The following is a 22,329-nucleotide window of genomic DNA, read 5'->3' on the forward strand; positions in this document are numbered from 1 at the left end:
ATGACGCCCACCACCACGGAAACCCTGGAAGAACGGATCACCGGGGCCCTCGTCGGAGCCGCCGTCGGCGACGCCCTCGGCGGGCCGGTCGAGGGCTACGCCCCGGAGCAGATCCTCGAACGTCACGGCGGCCGCGTGCACGGCGTCGTCGGCCCCTGGAACGGCGACACCTGGCGCACCGCCCGCCCGATCGCCCCGTACCACAAGGGCGACGGGCACGTCACGGACGACACCCTGATGACCCACGCCCTGGTCCGCGTGTACACCGCGGTCCGCGACCACCTCGACGCCTACGCGGTCGCCGAGCACCTGGTCCCGGACCTGATGGGCACCCCGCGCTGGATCCCCGAGCTGGAGGCTGAGGCCCTCCCCCTCCAGCGGATCTTCCTGGCCGAGAAGTGGCTGGTGGCCCGGCTCCACTACGGGCACGTCGACCCGCGGGAGGCCGGCACCGGGAACATCGTCAACTGCGGCGCGGCGATGTACATGGCGCCGGTCGGCCTGGTCAACGCGGGCAATCCCGCCGCCGCGTACGCCGAGGCGCTGGACGTCGCCGGCGCCCACCAGTCGTCGTACGGCCGCGAGGCGGCGGGCGTCTTCGCGGCGGCGGTCGCCGCGGCGTGCGTTCCCGGGGCCACCCCCGCCTCGGTCGTCGAGGCGTGCCTCGCCCTCGCCAAGGACGGGACGCGGGCCGCGGTCGAGGCGGTCTGCGAAGTCGCCGCCCGGCACACGGACTTCGAGTCGGCGCTGCGGCCGCTGCGCGAGGCGGTCGCCCCCTACGACACGGTCGGCCCGGACTACCGCTCCCCCTCGCTCGGTGCCCGCCGCCCCTCCCGCCTGCACGCGATCGAGGAACTCCCGGTCGCCCTGGGCATGTTGGTGGTCGCCGGCGGCGACTACCGGCACGCCGTGCTGGGCTCGGTCAACTACGGCCGGGACTGCGACTCGATCGCCACGATGTCCGGCGCCCTCGCCGGCGCCCTGGGTTCGGCGGTCCCCGAGGACTGGGCGAAGACGGTCGCCGAGGCGAGCCGTCTCGACCTGCACGCGCCCGCGACGGCCCTCGCGGAGGTCGCCCGCGAGATCTTCGGCCGGGACGTACGGCGGCGGCGGGCCCACGAGGCGGCGTTCGGCGCGCTCACGGGGGCGCCATGCTCCGGCTGACGTGGGTGCAGCCCGAGGACCTCCTCGGCCACGAACTGCGCCAGGCGGCCGAGGACGGCCGCGAGGCGGCCGCCGTCGCGGCCCGCTGGCGGGCGGCGGGCGGCCCCGGAGCCCCCGAGCGGGCGGGCGCCTCGACTGCTCCGGTCTCCCCCTATCTGCGTGTCCTCGCCGAGGACCTGCTCGACGAACTGGCCGACCTGCCCGGCGCCCTGGCGGACCGGGAGCCGACCGGGCTCGACGGGATCAGGGACCGCTGCCCCGACTGGCCCGCCCGCGACGCGGCCGACGCCCCGGCGGAGGGGCCGGGCCCGCTCGCGCTGGAGGCGGCCTGGCTCGGCCGGGCCGTCGGCTGCCTGCTGGGCAGACCCGTGGAGAAGCTCCCCCTGCACGCGATCCGCGAACGGGCCCGGGCCACCGGCAACTGGCCCCTGAGCACGTGGTTCACGGCCCGCGGGCTGCCACCCGGACTGACGGCGGCCCACCCCTGGAACAAGCGCTCCGCGCCGAACTCCCTCGCCGAGAACATCGACGGCATGCCGGAGGACGACGACCTCAACTACCCGCTGCTGAACGTGCTGTTGCTCCAGCGGTACGGCCGCGGCTTCACCACCGCCGACGTGGCCCGCCTCTGGCTGGACGAACTTCCGGCCGGCCGCACGTTCACCGCGGAGCGCGTCGCGTACCGCAACCTCCTCAGCGGTGTGGAACCCCCGCGCACGGCCCGGCACCGCAACCCGTTCCGCGAATGGATCGGCGCGCTGATCCGCGCGGACGTCCACGGCTGGACGAACCCCGCGAACCCGGCGGCCGCCGCCGCACAGGCCCACCGGGACGCCGTCCTGACCCACACGGCGAACGGCGTCTACGCGGCGATGTTCGCGGCGGCCGTCATCGCCGAGGCGGCCGGCGGCCGGAGCGACGTGCACGCCTGCCTGGACGCGGGACTCGCCGTCGTCCCGGCCGGCTCCCGGCTGGCCGGAGCGGTCCGCCACGCCGTCGAACTCGCCCGTACGACGGCGGACTTCGAGACGGTCGTGGACGAACTGCACGCCACGCACGGCGCCTACCACTGGGTGCACGCCGTCCCCAACACCGCGCTGATCGCCGCCGCGCTCACCCACGCGGACGGCGACTTCACCGGCTCCGTCTGCCGCGCGGTGTCGGGCGGCTGGGACACCGACTCCAACGGCGCGACGGCGGGCAGCGTCGCGGGCCTGCTGGCGCGCGACCCCGCCGCCCTGCCGGAGCGGTGGACCGCGCCCCTGAAGAACCGGCTGGCCACCTCGGTCGCCGACTTCGACGGCGTCGGCTTCGACACCCTCGCCCAGCTCACCCACCACCAGAACCGTCAGGAGGCCTGCCGCCCATGACCCTCATCGCCGTGCTCGGCAGCACGAACATGGACCTCGTCGCCTACGTCGCCAAGGCCCCGCGGCGCGGGGAGACCGTGACGGGCCGGGAGTTCCGCACGATCCCCGGCGGCAAGGGCGCCAACCAGGCCATCGCCGCGGCCCACGCGGGCGCCGACGTCTCGATGATCGGCGCGGTCGGCTCCGACACGTTCGGCGCCGGACTGCGCGCCACCCTCGAACACTCGGGCGTGGACACCGACCATCTGCGCACCACCGAGGGCCCGTCCGGCACCGCGCACATCGTCGTGGACGACGAGGGTGCCAACGCCATCGTCGTCATCCCCGGCGCCAACGGCACCGTCGACCACCTGGCCCCCGGCGACGAGGCCCTCATCGCCGCCGCCGACGCGCTGCTGCTCCAGCTGGAGATCCCGCTCGCGGCGGTGATCGCCGGTGCCGAGGCCGCCCGCGCCCACGGAGTCCGCACGATCCTCACCCCCTCCCCCGTCCGGCCACTGCCGCCCGAACTGCTGGACGCGGTCGACCTGCTGGTCGCCAACCAGCACGAGGCCGTCGCGCTCGGCGGGGTCACCGAGCCCCGGGAGGCGGCCAAGGCCCTGCTCGCCCGGGTCCCGGCCGTGATCGTCACGATGGGCGCGGGAGGCAGCCTGTACGTCGCCCGGGACCACGACCCGATCAGCGTCCCGGCGCCGCGGGTGACGGCGGTGGACACCACCGGCGCGGGCGACACCTTCGTCGGCACCCTCGCCGTCGCGATCGCCGAGGGCCGGCCGATGGGGTCCGCCCTCGCCTGGGCCTCCGCGGCCGCCGCGCTGTCGGTGCAGCGGCCGGGCGCCTCGTCCTCGATGCCCTGCCGTTCCGAGATCGACGCCCAGGCGTCGCGGCCCGCGTCATGAGCGCCGGGACGGAGCACGGCGCCGCGCGGCACACCCCGGGCACCGGCCCGGAAGCCGGCGCGGAAGGGAGTCCGGACGCCGCGCGTCGGTCCGGTGCCGGTACGCCGACGCGGGACGGGCCGCTGACCGGCCTGCGCGTCCTCGACCTCGCGACCCTCTTCGCCGGACCCCTGGCCGCCACCATGCTGGGCGACTTCGGCGCCGAGGTGATCAAGGTCGAGCATCCGGACAGACCGGACCCGTCCCGGGGCCACGGGCCCTCCAAGGACGGCGTCGGCCTGTGGTGGAAGCTCCTCGGGCGCAACAAGCGCGCGATCACCCTCGACCTGTCGAGCCCCGGCGGCCGGGACACCCTGCTCCGCCTCGCCGCGACCGCCGACGTGGTCGTCGAGAACTTCCGCCCCGGCACCCTGGAGAAGTGGGGCCTCGGCTGGGAGGAGCTGTCGGCCGTCAATCCGCGGCTGGTGCTCGCCCGGGTCACCGGCTTCGGCCAGTTCGGCCCGTACGCGCACCGCCCCGGCTTCGGCACGCTGGCGGAGGCGATGAGCGGGTTCGCCGCGATCACCGGCGAACCGGGCGCCCCGCCGACCCTGCCGCCGTTCGGGCTGGCCGACTCGATCGCCGGCCTGACGACGGCGTACGCGGTGATGACGGCGCTGACGGCCCGGGACCGCACGGGCGCGGGCCAGGTGGTCGACATGGCGATCATCGAGCCGATCCTCACCGTCGTCGGCCCGCAGCCCCTCTGGTACGACCAGCTCGGCCACGTCCAGCCCCGTACCGGCAACCGCTCCGCCAACAACGCGCCGCGCAACACCTACCGCACGGCCGACGGCATGTGGGTCGCGGTGTCCACGTCGGCGCAGTCGGTCGCCGAGCGGCTGATGCGGCTGGTGGGGCGCCCGGAGCTGATCGACGAACCGTGGTTCGCGACGGGCGCGGAGCGGGCCCGCAACGCGGACGTCCTGGACGAGGCCGTCGGCACCTGGATCGCCCGCCACACCCGTGAGGAGGTCCTGGAGGCGTTCGAGAAGGCGGAGGCGGCGGTGGCGCCCGTCCAGGACGTCCGGGACGTCATGGCGGACCCGCAGTACGCGGCCCTGGACAGCATCACCACCGTCGACGACCCCGAACTGGGCCCGCTGCGCATGCAGAACGTCCTCTTCCGGCTCTCCGAGACCCCCGGCGCGATCCGCTGGGCGGGCCGTCCGCACGGCGCGGACACCCGGGCGGTGCTCACCGAACTCGGCCTGACGGAGCCGGAGATCGACGGTCTGCGGGCGGAGGGCGCCCTGTGACCCCGGAACCCCTGCTCACCTGGCTGTACGTGCCCGGGGACCGTCCCGAGGTGGTGGCCAAGGCGCTCGGCAGCGGCGCGGACGTCGTCATCGTCGACCTGGAGGACGCGGTCGCCCCCGACCGCAAGGAGTACGCCCGCGAGGCCACGGCGGACCTGCTCTCCGAGGTCCCGCCGGTCCCGGTCCACGTCCGGGTGAACGCCCTGGACGGCCCGCTGGCCGAGGCCGACCTGAACCTGCTCGCCCGGCTCCCCGGCCTGTCCGGTCTGCGGCTGCCGAAGGTGGTCTCGCCGCGGGACGTCGTGCGGGTGGCGGAGGGCGCCGTGCCCGCCGAGGGCGGGGCCCCGCGGCTGTACGCCCTGCTGGAGTCGGCCCTCGGTGTGGAGCAGGCGTTCGCGGTCGCGACCTCGCACCACGCCCTGCGTGGCATCGCGCTCGGCGAGGCGGACCTGCGGGCGGACCTCGGCGTACGGGAGGACGCGGGTCTCGACTGGGCGCGCTCCCGGGTGGTCGTGGCCGCCCGGGCCGCGGGTCTGGCGCCGCCCACCCAGTCGATCTACCCGGACATCCGGGACCTGGACGGGCTGGCCGTGTCCTGTGCCCACGGGCGCGCGCTGGGCTTCCTCGGACGCGCCGCCATCCATCCACGGCAGCTGCCCGTCATCGAGCGGGCGTATCTCCCGACCCCGGAGGAGACCGACTCGGCGGAGGCGGTCCTGAAGGCGGCCGCCGCCCATCCGGGGGCGCAGGCCCTGCCCGACGGCCGTTTCGTCGACGCGGCCGTGGTGGCGGGCGCCCAGCGGACGCTGGCGCTGGCCCGCCGCCGCGGGTGAGGCGTCCGGGCCCGCGGCGTTCCCCGCCCGGCACACGGACGGAGGGCACCGGATCCGTGATCCGGTGCCCTCCGTCCCGCGGCGCTGTGCGTCAGCTCTTCTTGGCCGACCCGGCCTCGTCCTTCGTCGCCGAGGCCGCTCCGGCGCCGTCCGCCGTGTCCTCGTCCTGCTTCGCGGACCCGGACGTGCCGGTGGACTCGTCGGACTTCCCGGCGGCCTTCCCGCCGGACGTCTCCGAGGTCCCGCCGTCGGCCTTCTTGCCGAGGTCGACGGCCTCAGGGCCGGTCGCGTCGTCACCGTCGCCGACTCCGTCGCCCTTGCCGTCACCGTCACCGTCACCGGAGTCGTCCGGTCCGGCGCCGGGCTCGACGACCTCCTCGCGTCCGGGCCGCAGCCGCGCCGAGAGGACGATGTAGACCACCGCGAGGACGAAGACCACCATCGCGGTCCAGTCGTTCAGGCGCAGGCCCAGGAAGTGGTGGGCGTCGTCGACGCGCATGTACTCGATCCAGCCGCGGCCCACGCAGTACGCCGCGACGTACAGCGCGAACGCCCGGCCGTGCCCGAGCTTGAAGCGGCGGTCGGCCCAGATGACCAGGAATCCGACACCGACGCACCACAGCGACTCGTACAGGAACGTCGGGTGGTAGTAGCCCGGTACCCGGCCGTCCGTCGAGGACGTGATGTGCAGCGCCCAGGGGAGCGACGTCTCCCGCCCGTACAGCTCCTGGTTGAACCAGTTGCCCCAGCGGCCGATGGCCTGGGCGAAGACGATGCCGGGCGCGAGGGCGTCCGCCCACGCGGGCAGCGGGATGCCGCGGCGGCGGCAGCCGATCCACGCGCCCACGGCACCGAGCGCGATCGCGCCCCAGATGCCGAGTCCGCCCTCCCAGATCTTGAAGGCGTCCACCCAGTCGCGGCCCTCGCTGAAGTACAGCTCGTAGTCCGTGATCACGTGGTAGAGCCGTCCGCCGACCAGGCCGAACGGGACGGCCCAGACCGCGATGTCGGCCACCGTGCCGGGACGCCCGCCGCGGGCGACCCAGCGCTTGTTGCCGAGCCAGACGGCCACGAAGACGCCGATGATGATGCAGAACGCGTAGCCGCGCAGCGGAATGGGGCCGAGGTGCAGCACCCCGCGCGACGGGCTGGGAATGTAGGCAAGTTCCATGGCAGGGTCGACGCTACCGTGCCGGACGGGGCCCACGGCGGGCGGCCCGGCTACGGGTCCATAACGGGGAGCGCCCCCGGCCTGCGGGAGACCGGGGGCGGCGCCGCACGCGCGGCGCGGGACGGGGGGCTCAGCCCTTGTTCTGCGCCTGCACCATCTGCTTCAGCTTCGCCGGGGTCATCGTGCGGTCCGCGTAGATGTTCTTGCCGCCGAACAGGACCGTCGGCGTGCCGCCGAAGTGGCCGGCCTGGAAGGCCTGGTTCGACTTCACCACCCAGCTGTCGTGCGTGCCGTCGTTCACGCACGCGCGGAACGCGGGAGTGTCGAGCCCGTCCACCTTGCCCGCGAGCTCGATGAGCTTGTCCGTGTCGGCGTAGGCGTCGTCGGTCTCCTGGGGCTGGTTGTCGTAGAGGACGTCGTGGTACGCGGTGAACTTCCCGGCGTCCTGGGCGCAGGCCGCGGCGTTGGCCGCCTGGCGGGAGCCGCTGCCGCCCATGTTCCCGTCGATGAGGGTGGCGAGGTGGTAGTCGACCTTGAGCTGGCCGGCGGCCACCAGCTCGTGGATCGTCGGGCGGTAGACCGTCTCGAAGGACTTGCAGGCCGGGCAGCGGAAGTCCTCGTACACCGTGAGGGTGGACTTGGCGCCGTCCTGGCCGACGGGGATCGCGAGACCGTCCTTGCCCTGCGCCCCCGAGGGCGACACGACGGGGCCCGCGCTGTCGCTCTTGTCGTCCTTGCCCGCGTTGGCGGCGAGGACGCCCACCACCGCGGCCAGACCAAGGACGCAGACCACCGACGCACCCACGATCAGCGCGCGCCGGCGCTTCTCCGCGGCCTTGTGCTTCTCTCGCTCGACCGCCAGCCGCTCGCGGGCGGTGCGCTTTCCGTCACGGTTCTTCTCGCTCACATCCGGCAGAACGAACCGGGGAGGCGCAGCGCGCCTCCCCGGCCCCAGGTCCACCCGTTCGAGTGAGTAGATTGTCCTTTACGTGCATGTATACGACGGTCCGCGTCGCGCCGGCGCGCGGGACCAGGCGTCCCGCGCACCGCGCGCAGGGGTCACGCGGTGCGGCGCACGCCCTTCGCCAGGTCGCTCGCGAGGGCGCGTACGGCGTCCAGGCCGGCCGCCTCGTCGGGCGCGTCCAGCATCCGCTTCACGAAGGCCGAGCCCACGATGACGCCGTCGGCGAAGCCGGCCACCTCGGCGGCCTGCCGGGCGTCGGAGACACCGAGGCCGACACAGACGGGCAGGTCGGTGGTGGCCTTGGTACGCCCCACCAGGTCCTGCGCCTGCGCGCCGACCGACTCGCGGGTGCCGGTGACGCCCATCAGCGAGGCCGCGTAGACGAAGCCGGAGCCCGCCGCGGTGATCTCGGCGAGCCGGGCGTCCTTGCTGCTGGGGGCGACGACGAAGACGGTCGCGAGGCCGTGCTTCTCGGCGTGCTCCCGCCACAGCGCCGACTCCTGCACCGGCAGGTCGGGCAGGATGCAGCCGGCCCCGCCCGCCTCGGCCAGCTCCGCCGTGAAGCGCTCGACGCCGTAGCGGTCGATGGGGTTCCAGTACGTCATCACGAGCACCGGCTTCCCGGTGGCCGCGTGCGCCTCGCGGACCGTGCGCATCACGTCCGCGATCCTGACGCCGCCGCGCAGGGCGATGTCGTCGGCGGTCTGGATGACGGGACCGTCGAGGACGGGGTCGCTGTGCGGCAGCCCCACCTCGACGACGTCGGCGCCGCCGTCGAAGACGGCCTTGACGGCCGCGATCCCGCCGTCCACGGTCGGGAAGCCCGCCGGGAGGTAGGCGATGAGGGCGGCCCGGCCCTCGGCCTTGGCGCCGGCGAGCGTGTCGCTCAACAGCCGGATGTTGCCGCTCACTTGGCGTCCCCCTCGATCTCCGCGCCGTCGCCGGCCTCGTCCGCCTGGACGGCGGCATCGGTGTCGTACAGGCCGAAGTAGCGGGCGGCCGTGTCCATGTCCTTGTCGCCGCGCCCGGACAGGTTGACGACGATCAGCCCGTCCTTGCCCAGCTCCCGGCCGACCTCCAGGGCGCCGGCCAGCGCGTGCGCGCTCTCGATCGCCGGGATGATGCCCTCGGTGCGGGAGAGCAGGCGCAGCGCCTGCATCGCCGCGTCGTCGGTGACCGCGCGGTACTCGCCGCGGCCGCTGTCCTTGAGGTAGGCGTGCTCGGGGCCGATGCCGGGGTAGTCCAGACCGGCCGAGATCGAGTACGGCTCGGTGATCTGGCCCTCGTCGTCCTGGAGGACGTAGGAGCGCGAGCCGTGCAGGATGCCGGGCTCGCCCGCGGTGAGCGTCGCCGCGTGCTCGCCGGTCTCGATGCCGTGCCCGGCGGGCTCGCAGCCGATGAGGCGCACGTCCGCGTCGGGGATGAAGGCGTGGAAGAGGCCGATGGCGTTGGAGCCGCCGCCGACGCAGGCGACGGCGGCGTCGGGCAACCGTCCGGCGCGCTCCAGGATCTGCCGGCGGGCCTCGACGCCGATCACCCGGTGGAAGTCCCGGACCATGGCGGGGAAGGGGTGCGGGCCCGCGACCGTGCCGAAGAGGTAGTGGGTGCGGTCGACGTTGGCGACCCAGTCGCGGAACGCCTCGTTGATGGCGTCCTTGAGGGTGCGGCTGCCGGACTTCACGGCGATGACCTCGGCGCCGAGCATCCGCATCCGGGCGACGTTCAGCGCCTGGCGCTGGGTGTCGATCTCGCCCATGTAGATGGTGCAGTCGAGCCCGAACAGGGCGCAGGCGGTGGCGGTGGCCACGCCGTGCTGCCCGGCCCCGGTCTCGGCGATGACGCGGGTCTTGCCCATGCGCCGGGTGAGCAGCGCCTGGCCGAGCACGTTGTTGATCTTGTGCGAGCCGGTGTGGTTGAGGTCCTCGCGCTTGAGGAACACCCGGGCGCCGCCCGCGTGTTCGGCGAAGCGCGGCACCTCGGTGAGGGAGCTCGGGCGTCCCGTGTAGTGGACGAGCAGGTCGTCCAGCTCGCGGGCGAACTCGGGGTCGGCCTTGGCCTTGTCGTACTCGACGGCGACCTCGTCCACGGCGGCGACCAGCGCCTCCGGGATGAACTTGCCGCCGAACGCGCCGAAGTACCCCTCGGTGCTGGGGACCTGACCCTCGGGGTCGGGAATGAAGAACTCGCTGGGCATGCGGATACCTCGCTGGGGCGTCTGCCCCGGTCACGGGTCGGACAGGGTCACGTGATCCACGGACGCGCACGCCGCGCGCGGGCACCGGACCCGGGCCGTCCCCGTCGTCGCGGCCGGTGGCGGGGCCACCGGGCGGCGGTGCGGGACGGTCAGGCCACCCGGAGGGCGGCCGGGGCCGGTGTGGGCGCGGGCACGCGCCGGCGCCATCGCATGCCGTTGACCTGGCCGGGCTCGTCCCCGATGACATAGCGGACCCGGCGGCCGTGCACCCGGCGGGCCGGCGCCCGGCAGCCGCGCGGGCGGCAGCCGCGGGCGAGGCGGGCGTAGGGGTCCCGCGCGGCCGGGGCGGCGGGGAGCGGGGCGGCCGACCGCAGGCACCCGCCGGCACCGGGCGAGCACGGGCTCACCCGGGGGCGGGAGGCGGTCGGGTCGGCCACGGGAGCGTCAGCCCCGTCCGTGCCGCAGCGCGGGGTGGGCCCCGGCCGCCACGAGGTCGGAGACGGCGGCCTTGGGGTCGCGGCCGGTGACGAGGGACTCGCCCACCAGGACCGCGTCGGCGCCGGCGTTGGCGTACGCGATGAGGTCGTGCGGTCCGCGGACGCCGGACTCGGCGATCTTGACGAGGTGGTCCGGGATCTCGGGGGCGACCCGCTCGAAGGTGGTGCGGTCGACCTTGAGGTCCTTCAGATTGCGGGCGTTGACGCCGATGACCTTCGCGCCGGCGTCCACCGCCCGCTCGGCCTCGTCCTCGTCGTGCACCTCGACCAGCGGGGTGAGCCCGATGGACTCGGCGCGCTCGATGAGGGACTCCAGGGCGGCCTGGTCGAGGGCCGCCACGATCAGCAGGGCGAGGTCGGCGCCGTACGCCCGGGCCTCCCACAGCTGGTACGAGGTGACGATGAAGTCCTTGCGCAGCACGGGGATGTCGACCTTGGCGCGGACGGCCTCCAGGTCGGCCAGCGAGCCGCCGAAGCGGCGCTGCTCGGTCAGCACGGAGATGACGGACGCGCCGCCCGCCTCGTAGTCGGCGGCGAGTGCGGCGGGGTCGGCGATGGCGGCCAGCGCGCCCTTGGACGGGCTGGAGCGCTTGACCTCGCAGATGACCTTGACGCCGTCGCCGCGCAGCGCGGCCACGCCGTCCTTGGCCGCCGGAGCCTTCGCCGCGCGCTCCTTGAGCTCGTCGAGGCTGACGCGCGCCTGCCGCTCCGCGAGGTCGGCACGGACTCCGTCGATGATCTCGTCGAGCACACTCACGCGAGCGGCCCCCTTCCCTGCGGTGGACAGTTGAGCGGTCGAGCGGTCGGACCCGGTTCTCGCCGTCGTGACGGTTCACACCGGTCACTGCGATGGTATCCGGAGGAAGGCGTAGGCCTCGCATCCGGTTGACGCCGGTCCCACCACCTGGACATTTGCCCCACGATCAAGGGTGCAGCCAGCCGCCGGACGGCAGGTTCCGGACAACGGTGAAGGCCAGCAGCAGCACGCCCGCCGCCCACAGCTGCACGTTGCCCAGCTCGACCCGTACCGGCCGGCCGCGCGCCACGCGGACCACCCAGACGGTCCACACCGCCGCGAACAGCAGGTACCCGGCGACAGCGAGCGCGTTGTCCGTGAGCGCGGTCGCGAAGTCGCCGTGCACGAAGGCGTGGGCGCTGCGCAGTCCGCCGCAGCCGGGGCAGTACAGGCCCGTGTAGCGCAGCATCGGGCAGACCGGGTAGTGCCCGGGCTCGTTCGGGTCGACGGCCCCGACGTAGGCGAAGGCGCCGGCGACCGCGGCGAGGACGCCCGCGGGGGCGGCGAGGCGCCGCGCGGCCCCGGCCGCAGGGCCGGTGCCCGCGTGCGGCGGGTTCACCCTTCGGGTTTCGGCGTTCACCCGACGCATTGTGCCCCGCGGGCGCGAGGGGCGCCCGCGGGGCACGGGAGAGCGGCCCCCGGTGCGGGGGCCGCTCTCCTGTGCGCTCGTGACGTCGGGGCGGGGCGTGCCCCGGCCGGGCGGGTCAGCTCTCGGCGCCGGCGACCTGGGGCGCCGAGTGCGGCTTCTGCACGTGCGCCTCCTTCGGCTGGCCCATGCCCATCGCCCGCATGATGCCGCCGACGACACCACCGAGGACGACGATCACCATGCCGGCCCAGAAGCCCAGCGGGTTCGCCAGCACCATGAAGGCACCGGAAACGCAGAAACCGATGAAGGCGATGATGACACCGGTCCAGGCGGCCGGGGTGTGACCGTGGCTGCTGCCCGCCATGACTTGCTCCTCAGTGCTGTGTACGTGTGTGAGCCGGACGCTCGACGTCCATTGTCCCGTATCGGCGCGGCCGCCTTGAGCGCGGGGTGGCACCCCGTCCGCCGTCCCGGCCGGGTCGGGACGTGGGTCCCGGGCCGAAGGTCCCGGCGGGACCGTCCGGGCGCGGGTCCTACGTCCCGGTCGGGTCCTCGCCGCGGTCCAGGGCCTTCCACAGGTCCTCGGGGCGGTCGGGGTCGACGGGCTTGGCCTTGCGCGGCCGGGGGGTGCCGTCGCGCTCGTAGCGGCCGGACATCGCGGGCCAGAGCCGTCCGTAGCGCAGCGCCAGCAGCCCCGCCAGGAAGATGAGCGCCCCGCCGACGGCGGCGACGTACGGCCAGGCGGTGTGGCTGAGCGCGTGCACCGTCGCGGCGGTGTCGCCGGAGGCCTCGGCGGCCTTCTCGTCGAGCGCGGAACCGTCGTCCGCGCCGAGGAGCGCCGCGACGACGATGCCGGCGCCCGAGAGCGCGAGCAGCGCGGAGACGAGCAGCCGGCCGGAGCGGCGTACGGCGAAGACGGCGACGAGGGCGGCGAGGCCGACGACGGCGAGGGCCGCGGGCACGCCCGTGACGTCGCTGCCGCTGGCGGTCAGCGGGAAGTCGCCGCCGGCCACCGTCGCGGTGCCCTCCGACCAGTTCCGCCGGGTGGCCAGCAGCGTCACGGCGGCGCCGAGCGCGCCGCACGACAGGGCTGTGGCGAGGCTGCGGCGGCCGGACCCGGAGGGTCCCGCGGCGGCTTCGGATCGGGGGTGAGGTACAGCAGTCACGTACTCCACTATCGCCTGAACCCCGGGCGAACCGTCACCCGGGGTTCACGTGAGACACGTCCTATCGGCCGAGCCGGTTCGCCGTGTGCACCGCGCGGAGCACCGCGGCGGCCTTGTTCCGGCACTCGGCGTCCTCCGCGGCGGGGTCCGAGTCGGCCACCACTCCGGCCCCGGCCTGCACGTAGGCCGTGCCGTCGCGCAGCAGCGCCGTGCGGATCGCGATGGCGGTGTCGGAGTCGCCGGCGAAGTCGAGGTAGCCGACGCAGCCGCCGTACAGCCCGCGCCGGGAGGGCTCCAGCTCGTCGATGATCTGCATGGCGCGCGGCTTGGGCGCCCCGGAGAGGGTGCCCGCGGGGAAGCAGGCGGTCAGCACGTCGAAGGCGGTGCGGCCCTCGGCGACGCGCCCGGTGACCGTCGAGACGATGTGCATGACGTGCGAGTACCGCTCGATGGACATGAAGTCGACGACCTCGACGGAGCCGGGCTCGCAGACCCGGCCGAGGTCGTTGCGCCCGAGGTCGACGAGCATGAGGTGCTCGGCGCGCTCCTTGGGGTCGGCGATCAGCTCGTCGGCGAGGGCCTGGTCCTCCTGGACGGTGGCGCCGCGCGGCCGGGTGCCCGCGATGGGGTGGACCATCGCCTGCCCGTCCTCGACCTTGACCAGGGCCTCGGGGGACGACCCGACGACGTCGAAGCCGTCGAAGCGGAAGAGGTACATGTACGGCGAGGGGTTCGTGGCCCGCAGGACACGGTAGACGTCCAGGGCGCTCGCCGTGCAGGGGGTCTCGAAGCGCTGCGAGGGGACGACCTGGAAGGCCTCGCCCGCCCGGATGCGCTCCTTGATGTCCTCGACGGCGTCCTGGTACTGCGGTCCGCCCCACAGCGCCGTGTACTCGGGCAGCTCGGACGGCGGGAGCGCGGCCGGGGGCTGGGAGACCGCCCGCGAGAGGTCCGCCTCCATGGCGTCGAGCCGGGCCACGGCGTCGGCGTACGCCTCGTCGACTCCGGTGTCGAGGTCGTTGTGGTTGATCGCGTTGGCGATCAGCTGGACCGTGCCGTCCCAGTGGTCGAGGACGGCGAGGTCGCTGGTGAGCAGCATGGTCAGCTCGGGCAGCCGCAGGTCGTCGCGCTCGCCGGGGCCGATCTTCTCCAGGCGGCGCACGATGTCGTAGCCCAGATAGCCCACCATGCCGCCGGTGAAGGGCGGCAGGCCGTCCTCGTGCGGGGTGTGCAGCGCCTCGATCGTGGCCCGCAGGGCGACCAGGGGATCACCGTCGACGGGCACGCCGACCGGGGGTGTCCCGAGCCAGTGGGCCTGTCCGCCGCGCTCCGTGAGGGTCGCGTGGCTGCGGACGCCCACGAAGGAGTAGCGGGACCAGGACCGGCCGTTCTCGGCCGATTCCAGCAGGAAGGTGCCGGGGCGCTCGGCGGCCAGCTTGCGGTAGAGGGCGACGGGGGTGTCGCCGTCCGCGAGGAGCTTGCGGCTGACGGGGATGACCCGGCGGTCGGTGGCCAGCTTGCGGAACGTCTCGAGGTCCATGGCGACCGACCCTACTGACCGGCGGGCGGCACGGGGGACCCGGCGTCCGCGAGCAGGACGTCGGCGTCGAAGCAGGTGCGGGCGCCGGTGTGGCAGGCGGCGCCGACCTGGTCGACCTTGACGAGGACGGTGTCGGCGTCGCAGTCCAGGGCCACGGACTTCACGTGCTGGACGTGCCCCGAGGTGTCGCCCTTGACCCAGTACTCCCGGCGGCTGCGCGACCAGTAGGTGCAGCGGCCCGTGGTGAGCGTGCGGTGCAGCGCCTCGTCGTCCATCCAGCCGAGCATCAGCACCTCGCCGGTGTCGTACTGCTGGGCGATGGCGGGGACGAGCCCGTCGGCGCTGCGCCGGAGGCGGGCGGCGATCGCGGGGTCGAGGCTGCTGGGAGGGGGCGTGCTGGTCATGCCGACCATTGTGCCGCCCCGGACGGACCGGGCCGACGGACGTCCACAGGGCGGACCGCGTACCGCCGCGTGCCGCGCCTCCACTGGGCGGACGGGTGCGGCGGTCGTAGGCTGGCTGGCATGTCGACCCATGCGAAGCGTGAACGACTTCTCCTCGCCGACCTGTTGGAGGCCGAGGGACCTGACGCCCCCACGTTGTGCGGGGACTGGACGACCCGTGATCTCGCCGCGCACGTCGTGGTGCGCGAGCGGCGCGCGGACGCCGCGGGCGGGATCCTGATCAAGCAGCTGACACCCCGGCTGGAGCGGGTGCAGGCGGAGTTCGCCGAGAAGCCGTACGAGGAGCTGATCCAGCTCATCCGTTCGGGGCCTCCGCGGTTCTCGCCCTTCTCGCTGAAGCAGATCGACGAGGCGTCGAACACGATCGAGTTCTACGTGCACACCGAGGACGTGCGGCGGGCCCGGCCCGGCTGGACGCCCCGGCCCCTGGACACCGTCTTCCAGGACGCGCTGTGGTCGCGTCTGGACCGCACGGCCCGGCTGGTGGGCCGCGGCGCGCCGACCGGCCTGGTGCTGCGGCGCCCGAACGGCCAGACGGCGGTCGCCCGCAAGGGCACGCCGGTGGTCACGGTGACCGGCGAGCCCTCGGAGGTGCTGCTCTTCGCCTACGGCCGCCAGAACGTGGCCGACGTGGAGCTGGACGGGGACAAGGAAGCGATCGCCAGGCTTCAGCAGGCGAAGCAGCTCGGCATCTGACCGGGGAGTCGTCCCGCTCGGCGTCCGGACCGGGGCGCGGGGTCACCCGTGCCCCGGTGTCGGGGCCATGCCCGCGGACCCGGGAGCGCCCCCGTGGTCACGTGGGCAGTTCCGCGCGCCGCAGCGGGGGCGAGCACAGCGCGACCACTCCGCCGAGGCCGCAGACGACGGCGCTGACGACGAAGACGGGGCCGGTGCCCCACAGGCCGACGGCCGCGGCGGACGCCGGCATGCTGAGCGGGGCGAGGCCGAGGCTGACGAGGCCCGCCACGGCGCTGACCCGGCCGAGGTAGGCCGGGTCGGTCTCCGTCTGGAGCAGCGCGCCGCACAGGACGCCGCTGAGCCCGGCGAGGAGTCCGACGAGCAGCGCCACGCCCACGGCGGCGGCCACCGCGGGGACGTACGCGAGGGACCCGATGGCGACGCAGCCCAGCAGGAGGGCGATCGCCATGACCCGTCCGGCGTACGGGAGCCGGCCGCGTGCCGTGAGCAGCAGGGAGACCAGCCCCGCGCCGGTCCCGAAGCCGGCGAGCACCCAGCCCATGCCGGAGGCGCCCCAGCCGCGCTGGTCCGCGAGCAGGGCAAGGCCGACGTTCAGCGGGCCGACGAAGCCCAGGTCGCCCAGGGCGATGGCGACCATCAGCGGGGCCAGCACCCGGTGGCGGCGGATGTAGCGCAGGCCGTCGTGGAGATCGCGCCAGGCGGTCGGCGCGGCCTTCCGGGCGCCGCTGTCGGGGGCGCCGTGTCCCGGGGCGTCGTCGGCCGGGGCGGACGGTTCCGGAACGGCCGGGGTGCCGGGCGCCTCGTCCGGGGGCAGGCCCCTCATGCGTACGGAGACCAGCAGCGGCACGGAGACCGCGATCAGCAGGCCCGCGAGCCCGAACGCGGCCGCCGCGCCGCCCACCGCCACGCCGAGGCCGCCGAGCGGGGCGCCCACCACGTTGGCGAAGCGGATCGCGAGGCCGCGCATGCCCTGGACGCGGGCGAGCTGGGCGCGGGACGTGATGCGGGCCGGCAGGGCGCCGACGGCCGGCATGAAGACGGCGTCCACGGTGCCGAAGACGAGGGCGAGCACCGCCAGGGGCCACAGCCCCGGCGAGGACGCGAACAGCAGGGCGGCCACCGCGAGGACGGCCGCGCAGCGCACAGCGTCACTGCCGATGACGACCTTCCGGGGCCCGAACCGGTCCGCGACCACTCCCCCGCCGAGCATCAGCAGGGCCCTGGGCACGGCGCTCACGGCCATCACCAGTCCGGCCTGCGAGGGCGTCCCGGCCTGGACGGCAGCCCAGGACAGGGCTATGTAGTAGACGTTGTCGCCCACCATGGAGGCCGTGTAGGCGCACAGCCAGCGCAGGACGTTGCCGTCGCGGTGGGCGGGCCGTACGGCCGCGGGGGCCGTCTCGGCGGCGGGTGCGGTCCCGAGGGTCACGGGCGGCGTCATCTCAGGCACGGAACGGGAATCCGAACACGTACAGCGCCACGTTCTCGCGCCCCTCGGTGTCGCCGGCCGCCTCCGCGGCCCGGCCCCGCTCCTCGTACGTCCGGAGCACGGCGAGCAACTCGCCGGTCAGCGCGGACAGCTCGCCGGCCGTGAGCCGCATGAGGGACTCGGAGTCGGTGGACGCGCCGCGCCACTCCGCGTCCCAGGTGGCGCGCTCGTCGAGGTAGCGCCGGTGGGCCTCCGTGCGCTGCTCGTGGAAGAGGCGGGTGGCCGCCTGGTGCGCGGCGGCCTTCTCCGGGGCGTCCCGGAAGTCCGCCTCGCGGATGTCGATCCCGTCCGACGCGGGCCGCCACCAGCGCTCGCGCCCGTCCTTTCGGGGCGCCTCGGCCTCCTCGATCAGGCCGTGGTCGGCGAGCTTGCGCAGGTGGTAGCTGACCAGCGACACGGCCTCCCCCGCCTGCTCGGCGAGCTGCGAGGCCGTGGCCGTCCGGGCCATGATCAGGGCCCGGTACAACTGCGAGCGGAGCGGATGGGCGAGTGCCTTGAGCGTGCCCAGATCCGTGATGCGGCGCTGCTGACGGTCTGCCATCCCGGCAGCGTAAAGTACGAAGCGAAAACTGCGCAATTAGTATTGCGCAGTTTTTCTTTCGCTCCCTCCCCCTTCCGCGCCGTCCGCCCGGCCGGTGCGGAATGGGTCGAGGAGTGTCCGGGCGGCCAGCGCCAGCGAGAGCTCCACCACGTCCGTCGGGCGGGTCAGGGAGCGGCCGGTCAGCTGCTCGCAGCGGCGCAGCCGGTTCAGGACCGTGTTGCGGTGGCAGTAGAGGCGGGCGGCCGACCGCTGGGCGGAACCGTCGCAGGCCAACCAGGCCGTGAGGGTGTCCAGCAGGATGTCGCGGTCGGAGGGGTCCAGCCGCAGCAGGGGGCCGAGGACCCGCTCGGCGAGCGCCGCGCCGAGCGCCGGGGCGGAGACGACCAGGGCGGCCGGCAGGTTCTCCTCCAGGACGACCGTGCCCCCGGCGCGCGGACAGGCACGCAGAGCGGTGTCCGCGAGCCGGCGGGCGTCCCCGACGGAGGCGAGGCCGTCGACCACCGGGCTCACGCCGATCCGGGTGCCGGGCGGGGCGGACAGCACGCGCGCGATGTCGCCGGCGTCCTCGACGAGCCCGTGGGCACGCGGCCGCTCCTGCGCCCCGCCCCCTTCACCGGCGCCCCCTTCGCCGTCGCCGTCGGCCCGGTCGTGCTCGCCGTCTCCGCGGGGACGGACGCCGTCGCCCGCCGGGAGCTCCCCGTGGCCGGGGGACGGATCGCCGTGCGCGTGCGTGCCGTGGAACCACGGGTCGTCACCGGGTGCCCGGCCGCCCTCGCCGCGGGCGTGGCCGCCCAGCAGGACGATGCCGTAGTCGCCGCCCCCCTCGCGGTACCACTGCACGCGCAGGCCCGGGAGGTCCACCGGGGTCCGGCCGTTCACCAGCGCCGGGCCCGCGGGCAGCTGGGCCAGCACGACCGCGTACCGCCCCTGCTCGGGGAGGCCGAGCGCGGAGGCCGTGGCCGGCAGGTCGGAGATGCGCGCGGTGCCGTCCAGCAGCGCGGCGGTCATCAGGCGCAGCCGGTTCTCTCGACGCCAGGTCAGCTCGCGTTCCGTCTGGCGGTAGGCGTCGGCGACGATCGCGCAGTGTTCGTCGACGAAGTTCCACACGTCGGCGGCCACGTGGACGAGGAGGCGTACGTCCGAGGGGTGGCGGCGGGTCGTCTCGTCCACCAGCCCCTGCCAGACCATCCCGCCGCCCAGCCGGAAGGCGCGCAGCAGGGCGTCCAACGGCAGGCCGCGTTCGGCCCGCGCCCTGCCGATCCCCCAGGAGCAGCGGCGCGCCGCCTCGCGCAGTTCGCCGGGGCGCAGCAGGGAGCCCACGTTGAGCCGCAGGGAGCGCTGCACCTCCTCGCGTACGCCGTCGACGTCGCTCTGGATGGCGGCCCGGTACGCCGGCTCGCGCTCCCGCAGGACGACCATCAGGCGCTCGGTGAGCTCGGGCAGTCCCGCCAGCAGGACCCGGGCCGCCCTGTGCAGCACGGAGAGCGCCTCCCCGTCGACGGCCGAGCGGGCGGCGGGTACGAGTGGCCGCGGACCGGACACGGTCCGGGCGTGGTCCTGTACGAGGTGCTGCATCGCTGTCCTCCACCGGAGTCGGCTCGGCCCGGTTCGGCACGGCGCGCCACCGCACGGCACGCCGGTCCCACCGGACCTTCCTGAGTCCGCAGGATGACATACCGCCCGGTCGGTACCTAGGGGTGTGCGACGGTCTTCTCCGCCCGGTCCACCAATCGGGACAGCTCGACACGCGAGCGGACCCCCAGAGCTGCGAAGACGTTCCGCAGGTGGTGGTCGACTGTGCGCGGACTCACGGACAGCCTCAGCGCCACTTCCCGGTTGGTGGCGCCCTCCGCCACGCAGCGGGCGATGCGCAGCTGCTGCGGGGTCAGGAGCGCCAGCGGCCCGGGCGGCTCCTGCGCCCCCGCCTCCCCGGTGGCCCGCAGCTCCGCCCGCGCCTGGGTCGCCCAGCCGAGGGCTCCGCCGCGCTCGAAGGAGACGAGGGCGTCGCGGAGCCGGCCGCGGGCCTCCCCCGGTCTGCGGCGGCGCCGCAGCCAGGCCCCGTACAGCAGCAGGGTGCGACCGCGCTCGAAGTCGCCGCCCGCGCGGTCGTGGTGGGCGAGGGCCGTGGCGAAGAACGGTTCGCACTCCTCCGGGCCGGCCAGCAGCGCGTGGCAGCGCGCCAGCTGGGCCGGGGCCTGCGGGTCGGCGCCCTGCGCGGCCCAGCGGGCGAACTCGGCCACCGCGGAACGGGCGGCCTCCGGCTCGCCGGCGCGCGCCGACGCCTCCACGAAGCAGGGGATGGCCAGCATGCGCACGGCGAAGTGGCCGTGCCGGGGGCCGGGGCCGACCAGCGGGCCGAGGCGTGCGGCGGCCTCCGGGACCCTGCCCCGGCCGAGGTCGGCGCGGGCCCGCGCCCACTGGGCCAGGGTGGCCGCCTGGACCAGGCCGTGCGGGGCGGCCACGCGTTCGGCGGCGGTGGCGTGTTCGGCCACGGCACCGGGGTCGCCCTCGACGGAGGCCGCGAGGGCGAGGATCGCGTGGTGGTGCGCCGCGATGTTGTGCTGGCCGGTGGCGAGGGCGCTGCGCAGACCCTCCTCGGCGTGGGCGCGGGCACGGGCGTGTCGGCCGGCGCGCAGCTCACCGTAGGCGAGGTGCTCCAGGGCCTGCGGTACGAGGATGTACGGGCCCCGGGCCCGGGCGACGGCCAGGGCACGGGAGTTGATCCGCCCGGCCGCCGCGAGATCGCCGACGACGAGGGCGGCCACCCCGGTGCGCAGCAGGCGTTCCGGGTCGTCGGCGGCGTCGGTCGCGCCGCTCGCCAGGTATCCCCGCAGCCGCTCCCGTCCGGCGTGCAGGCGTCCGCGCATCACCGCGGCCATCCCGGCGCGGTACCCGGCCAGGCGCCGGTCGGGGTCGGTGCGGGCGGAGGGATGCTCCAGCGCCTCCACGTACGCCGCCGCGTCGCCCGCCGCCCAGGCCGCCTCCATGGCCGCGAGCCGGGCGGCGCGGGAGCGGGCGGAGTCGTGCGGGGCGAGCAGCTCGGCGGCCAGGAGCAGGGTCTCGCGGGCGTCGGCCACCGGGCCGTCGCCCAGGGAGAGCAGGCCGCGGACGAGTTCGGCGGCGCCGCGCAGCGCCTCGGGGAGGTCCTCGCAGCCGGCCGCGTCCAGCAACTCCCGCGCTCGGTCCGGGAGTCCGCCGAGCCGGGCGTGCTCAGCGGCGGCCGTCAGCCGGACGGCCCGCGGGCCCGCGTCCGCGGCGAGTTCGGCGGCCCGCGCGTAGGCCGCGGCCCGCTCCGGGTGCGTGGGGCGCCGGTTCGGACCGGGTTCGGCACCGGCTGCGGCGGCCAGTTCGTCGCCCAGCTCCGGCGCCGGGCCCTCGGCGGCGGACGCCCGGTGATACAGCACCGCCAGCGCCCACCGCTCCCCGCCGAGCCCGTCCCCGGCCTCCGCGCCGAGGGAACCCCGGGGCGCCCCCTCTCCCACCGGACCAGGTCCGCCCGGCGACGACATCACCGGCACGTCCCCGGCACCGGACACGCCCGCCCCGGACGAGACCTCCGCCTCGACCGAGCCCGTCCCTGACAACTCCCGGCGACCGAGCGCCACTTCATCATCGGACGCGGCACCCGGGCCGGACACCGTCCCCTCCCCCGCCGGGCCGGAGCGCGCGGGCGGGGAGTGCCCGGTACACCGGTCCGGGCCGAAGGCGTCCGCCAGCAGGCGGTGGGCGGCGCGGCGGTGGGCGCGTGGGGCGGCGGCGTAGACGGAGCGGGGCAGGGCCGGATCCGTGAAGCGCAGGCGGCCCCCGGCCGACCGGACGACTCCCGCGGCCTCCGCCGCCTCGACGACACCGGGGTCCAGCCCGGCCGCCTCCGCGGCCCTCAGCACGACCCCGGCGTCCACTCCCGCGGCCCCCGCGTCCCGCTCCTGCTCGGCCGCCGCCAGCAGCAACAACTCCTCTACAGATGCCGAGAGTTGACCGGTGTGTGCGTACCCGGCAGGCGACGGGCGGCCGAGCCCGGAGAAGTCCCCGGCCGGGTCCGCGACGGCACCCCCGGCTGCGGCTCCGGGGCCGGCACCGGACGCCGACCCACTCCCGGCCCCCTCACGCGACGCGCCACCCCGGCCCCCGCCGGACGCGCCGGCATCCGCATCGGCCCAACTTCCGAGCGGCCCTTCACCAGTTGCCGGGCCCTGCCCCGCGTCGGAGACCGCGGTGGCCCGCGCGTCGGCGACCGCTTCAGAGGGCGCGTCGGCGTATACGGCGGGCGTCCGTTCAGCAACGGGTGGGCGCCCGCGCGGCTTTCGGGCCGGGGCCCCCGTCGCGTCCCCTCCGCGCGACGGGGGCTGTCCGGTGCCGGGTGGCGGGCCGTCGGGCGGCCCGGCCACCGGAGCGCAGGCCGGCGCCCAGGCGGGGGCCTGCCCGGCCCCCGGTCCGGGAGCGTGCCCGGGGGCGGGCGGCGGCACGGGGCCACCGCTTCGCCCGGACTCCTCCAACGCCCCCCGAGCGGGCGGCGGTTCAGCACTCCGGTCGTATATCCGGAGAGGACTTCGCGCAGTCGTCATTCCGGTCACGTCCGTTACGTTACTTCCGCGTAACCGAACGCGGAAGTCCCGCCTTCACTTGTCCCGCTCGCCCGGACACCCCGCGTGACC

21 protein-coding genes are annotated in these 22,329 nt (G+C 75.3%); 6 read left to right on the forward strand and 15 right to left on the reverse strand.

Translation table 11 applies throughout. The annotated features are described in order from the left end of the window. From ACZ4VA_RS18285 to ACZ4VA_RS18305, 5 genes are read left to right on the forward strand one after another with little or no spacing between them, the layout of a single operon-like run. Nucleotides 1–1,164 carry an ADP-ribosylglycohydrolase family protein gene (locus ACZ4VA_RS18285; protein ID WP_389390626.1) on the forward strand — a complete coding sequence of 388 codons (1,164 nt, stop codon included), beginning with the start codon at nucleotides 1–3 and terminating at the stop codon, nucleotides 1,162–1,164. Further along, entirely contained in the window at nucleotides 1,152–2,534 is a 1,383-nt protein-coding gene (locus ACZ4VA_RS18290; RefSeq protein WP_468082016.1) for an ADP-ribosylglycohydrolase family protein, read from the forward strand. Before ACZ4VA_RS18285 ends, ACZ4VA_RS18290 begins: the two co-directional genes overlap by 13 nt. Further along, nucleotides 2,531–3,433, forward strand: coding sequence for a ribokinase (gene rbsK, locus ACZ4VA_RS18295; RefSeq protein WP_356170309.1), 903 nt, complete (start codon nucleotides 2,531–2,533; stop codon nucleotides 3,431–3,433). Before ACZ4VA_RS18290 ends, rbsK begins: the two co-directional genes overlap by 4 nt. After that, the gene (locus ACZ4VA_RS18300) at nucleotides 3,430–4,731 is read left to right on the forward strand and encodes a CaiB/BaiF CoA transferase family protein (protein WP_468082019.1); all 1,302 of its coding nucleotides are present in this window, start codon (nucleotides 3,430–3,432) and stop codon (nucleotides 4,729–4,731) included. Before rbsK ends, ACZ4VA_RS18300 begins: the two co-directional genes overlap by 4 nt. After that, complete coding sequence (locus tag ACZ4VA_RS18305) at nucleotides 4,728–5,564, forward strand: HpcH/HpaI aldolase/citrate lyase family protein (RefSeq protein WP_356170303.1); 837 nt, start codon at nucleotides 4,728–4,730, stop codon at nucleotides 5,562–5,564. Before ACZ4VA_RS18300 ends, ACZ4VA_RS18305 begins: the two co-directional genes overlap by 4 nt. 91 nt (nucleotides 5,565–5,655) lie before the next feature. Here the strand turns inward: ACZ4VA_RS18305 and lgt are convergent, their stop codons facing one another. The 11 genes from lgt to hisI all read right to left on the reverse strand — a co-directional run bounded on the left by lgt (nucleotide 5,656) and on the right by hisI (nucleotide 14,894). Continuing rightward, nucleotides 5,656–6,735: a prolipoprotein diacylglyceryl transferase gene (lgt, locus tag ACZ4VA_RS18310; protein ID WP_356238913.1), complete on the reverse strand. Its 1,080-nt coding sequence runs from the start codon at nucleotides 6,733–6,735 to the stop codon at nucleotides 5,656–5,658. 130 nt (nucleotides 6,736–6,865) lie between these two features. Further along, nucleotides 6,866–7,642 carry a DsbA family protein gene (locus ACZ4VA_RS18315; protein WP_355790929.1) on the reverse strand — a complete coding sequence of 259 codons (777 nt, stop codon included), beginning with the start codon at nucleotides 7,640–7,642 and terminating at the stop codon, nucleotides 6,866–6,868. A 152-nt stretch (nucleotides 7,643–7,794) separates the two neighbouring features. Next, nucleotides 7,795–8,610 carry a tryptophan synthase subunit alpha gene (trpA, locus tag ACZ4VA_RS18320; RefSeq protein ID WP_355790931.1) on the reverse strand — a complete coding sequence of 272 codons (816 nt, stop codon included), beginning with the start codon at nucleotides 8,608–8,610 and terminating at the stop codon, nucleotides 7,795–7,797. Continuing rightward, nucleotides 8,607–9,893 (reverse strand): tryptophan synthase subunit beta, encoded by a 1,287-nt coding sequence (gene trpB / locus ACZ4VA_RS18325; protein WP_355790934.1) that lies wholly within the window; start codon nucleotides 9,891–9,893, stop codon nucleotides 8,607–8,609. Before trpB ends, trpA begins: the two co-directional genes overlap by 4 nt. Before the next feature lie 149 nt (nucleotides 9,894–10,042). Next, nucleotides 10,043–10,267, reverse strand: coding sequence for a tryptophan biosynthesis modulator TrpM (gene trpM, locus ACZ4VA_RS18330; RefSeq protein WP_389390740.1), 225 nt, complete (start codon nucleotides 10,265–10,267; stop codon nucleotides 10,043–10,045). A 70-nt stretch (nucleotides 10,268–10,337) separates the two neighbouring features. After that, nucleotides 10,338–11,147, reverse strand: coding sequence for an indole-3-glycerol phosphate synthase TrpC (gene trpC / locus ACZ4VA_RS18335; RefSeq protein WP_355795697.1), 810 nt, complete (start codon nucleotides 11,145–11,147; stop codon nucleotides 10,338–10,340). A gap of 166 nt (nucleotides 11,148–11,313) precedes the next feature. Beyond that, a complete protein-coding gene (locus tag ACZ4VA_RS18340; RefSeq protein ID WP_468082023.1) occupies nucleotides 11,314–11,775 on the reverse strand; it encodes a DUF2752 domain-containing protein in 462 nt (153 codons plus the stop codon). A 115-nt stretch (nucleotides 11,776–11,890) separates the two neighbouring features. Continuing rightward, complete coding sequence (locus ACZ4VA_RS18345; RefSeq protein ID WP_356170294.1) at nucleotides 11,891–12,139, reverse strand: HGxxPAAW family protein; 249 nt, start codon at nucleotides 12,137–12,139, stop codon at nucleotides 11,891–11,893. 169 nt (nucleotides 12,140–12,308) lie between these two features. Beyond that, the gene (locus tag ACZ4VA_RS18350; protein ID WP_355794152.1) at nucleotides 12,309–12,950 is read right to left on the reverse strand and encodes a TIGR02234 family membrane protein; all 642 of its coding nucleotides are present in this window, start codon (nucleotides 12,948–12,950) and stop codon (nucleotides 12,309–12,311) included. 52 nt (nucleotides 12,951–13,002) lie between these two features. Then, complete coding sequence (locus ACZ4VA_RS18355; protein WP_355794153.1) at nucleotides 13,003–14,481, reverse strand: anthranilate synthase component I; 1,479 nt, start codon at nucleotides 14,479–14,481, stop codon at nucleotides 13,003–13,005. Between the two features lie 11 nt (nucleotides 14,482–14,492). Continuing rightward, nucleotides 14,493–14,894 carry a phosphoribosyl-AMP cyclohydrolase gene (hisI, locus tag ACZ4VA_RS18360; RefSeq protein ID WP_356170290.1) on the reverse strand — a complete coding sequence of 134 codons (402 nt, stop codon included), beginning with the start codon at nucleotides 14,892–14,894 and terminating at the stop codon, nucleotides 14,493–14,495. 111 nt (nucleotides 14,895–15,005) lie between these two features. Between hisI and ACZ4VA_RS18365 the strand changes: the two genes are divergently transcribed. After that, nucleotides 15,006–15,641 (forward strand): TIGR03085 family metal-binding protein, encoded by a 636-nt coding sequence (locus tag ACZ4VA_RS18365; protein WP_355788295.1) that lies wholly within the window; start codon nucleotides 15,006–15,008, stop codon nucleotides 15,639–15,641. Between the two features lie 97 nt (nucleotides 15,642–15,738). Here the strand turns inward: ACZ4VA_RS18365 and ACZ4VA_RS18370 are convergent, their stop codons facing one another. The 4 genes from ACZ4VA_RS18370 to ACZ4VA_RS18385 all read right to left on the reverse strand — a co-directional run bounded on the left by ACZ4VA_RS18370 (nucleotide 15,739) and on the right by ACZ4VA_RS18385 (nucleotide 21,624). After that, a complete protein-coding gene (locus tag ACZ4VA_RS18370) occupies nucleotides 15,739–17,085 on the reverse strand; it encodes an MFS transporter (RefSeq protein WP_452924598.1) in 1,347 nt (448 codons plus the stop codon). 1 nt (nucleotide 17,086) lies between these two features. Next, nucleotides 17,087–17,674, reverse strand: a complete 588-nt coding sequence (locus tag ACZ4VA_RS18375) for an ArsR/SmtB family transcription factor (RefSeq protein WP_355788290.1) — start codon at nucleotides 17,672–17,674, stop codon at nucleotides 17,087–17,089. Between the two features lie 36 nt (nucleotides 17,675–17,710). Then, nucleotides 17,711–19,249, reverse strand: a complete 1,539-nt coding sequence (locus ACZ4VA_RS18380) for a helix-turn-helix domain-containing protein (RefSeq protein ID WP_356238902.1) — start codon at nucleotides 19,247–19,249, stop codon at nucleotides 17,711–17,713. A 116-nt stretch (nucleotides 19,250–19,365) separates the two neighbouring features. Further along, nucleotides 19,366–21,624, reverse strand: coding sequence for a helix-turn-helix transcriptional regulator (locus ACZ4VA_RS18385; protein WP_452924595.1), 2,259 nt, complete (start codon nucleotides 21,622–21,624; stop codon nucleotides 19,366–19,368). Nucleotides 21,625–22,329: the final 705 nt, after the last annotated feature.

This window comes from Streptomyces sp. NPDC028308, assembly GCF_055565855.1.

Excerpts from the sequence above, each read along its gene's own strand:
- trpB (WP_355790934.1), bottom strand. The coding sequence starts at position 9,893 with ATGCCCAGCGAGTTCTTCATTCCCGACCCCGAGGGTCAGGTCCCCAGC.
- ACZ4VA_RS18345 (WP_356170294.1), bottom strand. The coding sequence starts at position 12,139 with ATGGCGGGCAGCAGCCACGGTCACACCCCGGCCGCCTGGACCGGTGTC.
- lgt (WP_356238913.1), bottom strand. The coding sequence starts at position 6,735 with ATGGAACTTGCCTACATTCCCAGCCCGTCGCGCGGGGTGCTGCACCTC.
- ACZ4VA_RS18300 (WP_468082019.1), top strand. The coding sequence starts at position 3,430 with ATGAGCGCCGGGACGGAGCACGGCGCCGCGCGGCACACCCCGGGCACC.
- ACZ4VA_RS18290 (WP_468082016.1), top strand. The coding sequence starts at position 1,152 with ATGCTCCGGCTGACGTGGGTGCAGCCCGAGGACCTCCTCGGCCACGAA.
- ACZ4VA_RS18340 (WP_468082023.1), bottom strand. The coding sequence starts at position 11,775 with ATGCGTCGGGTGAACGCCGAAACCCGAAGGGTGAACCCGCCGCACGCG.
- ACZ4VA_RS18370 (WP_452924598.1), bottom strand. The coding sequence starts at position 17,085 with ATGACGCCGCCCGTGACCCTCGGGACCGCACCCGCCGCCGAGACGGCC.
- ACZ4VA_RS18355 (WP_355794153.1), bottom strand. The coding sequence starts at position 14,481 with ATGGACCTCGAGACGTTCCGCAAGCTGGCCACCGACCGCCGGGTCATC.
- ACZ4VA_RS18375 (WP_355788290.1), bottom strand. The coding sequence starts at position 17,674 with ATGGCAGACCGTCAGCAGCGCCGCATCACGGATCTGGGCACGCTCAAG.
- ACZ4VA_RS18380 (WP_356238902.1), bottom strand. The coding sequence starts at position 19,249 with ATGCAGCACCTCGTACAGGACCACGCCCGGACCGTGTCCGGTCCGCGG.
- rbsK (WP_356170309.1), top strand. The coding sequence starts at position 2,531 with ATGACCCTCATCGCCGTGCTCGGCAGCACGAACATGGACCTCGTCGCC.
- hisI (WP_356170290.1), bottom strand. The coding sequence starts at position 14,894 with ATGGTCGGCATGACCAGCACGCCCCCTCCCAGCAGCCTCGACCCCGCG.
- ACZ4VA_RS18365 (WP_355788295.1), top strand. The coding sequence starts at position 15,006 with ATGTCGACCCATGCGAAGCGTGAACGACTTCTCCTCGCCGACCTGTTG.
- ACZ4VA_RS18285 (WP_389390626.1), top strand. The coding sequence starts at position 1 with ATGACGCCCACCACCACGGAAACCCTGGAAGAACGGATCACCGGGGCC.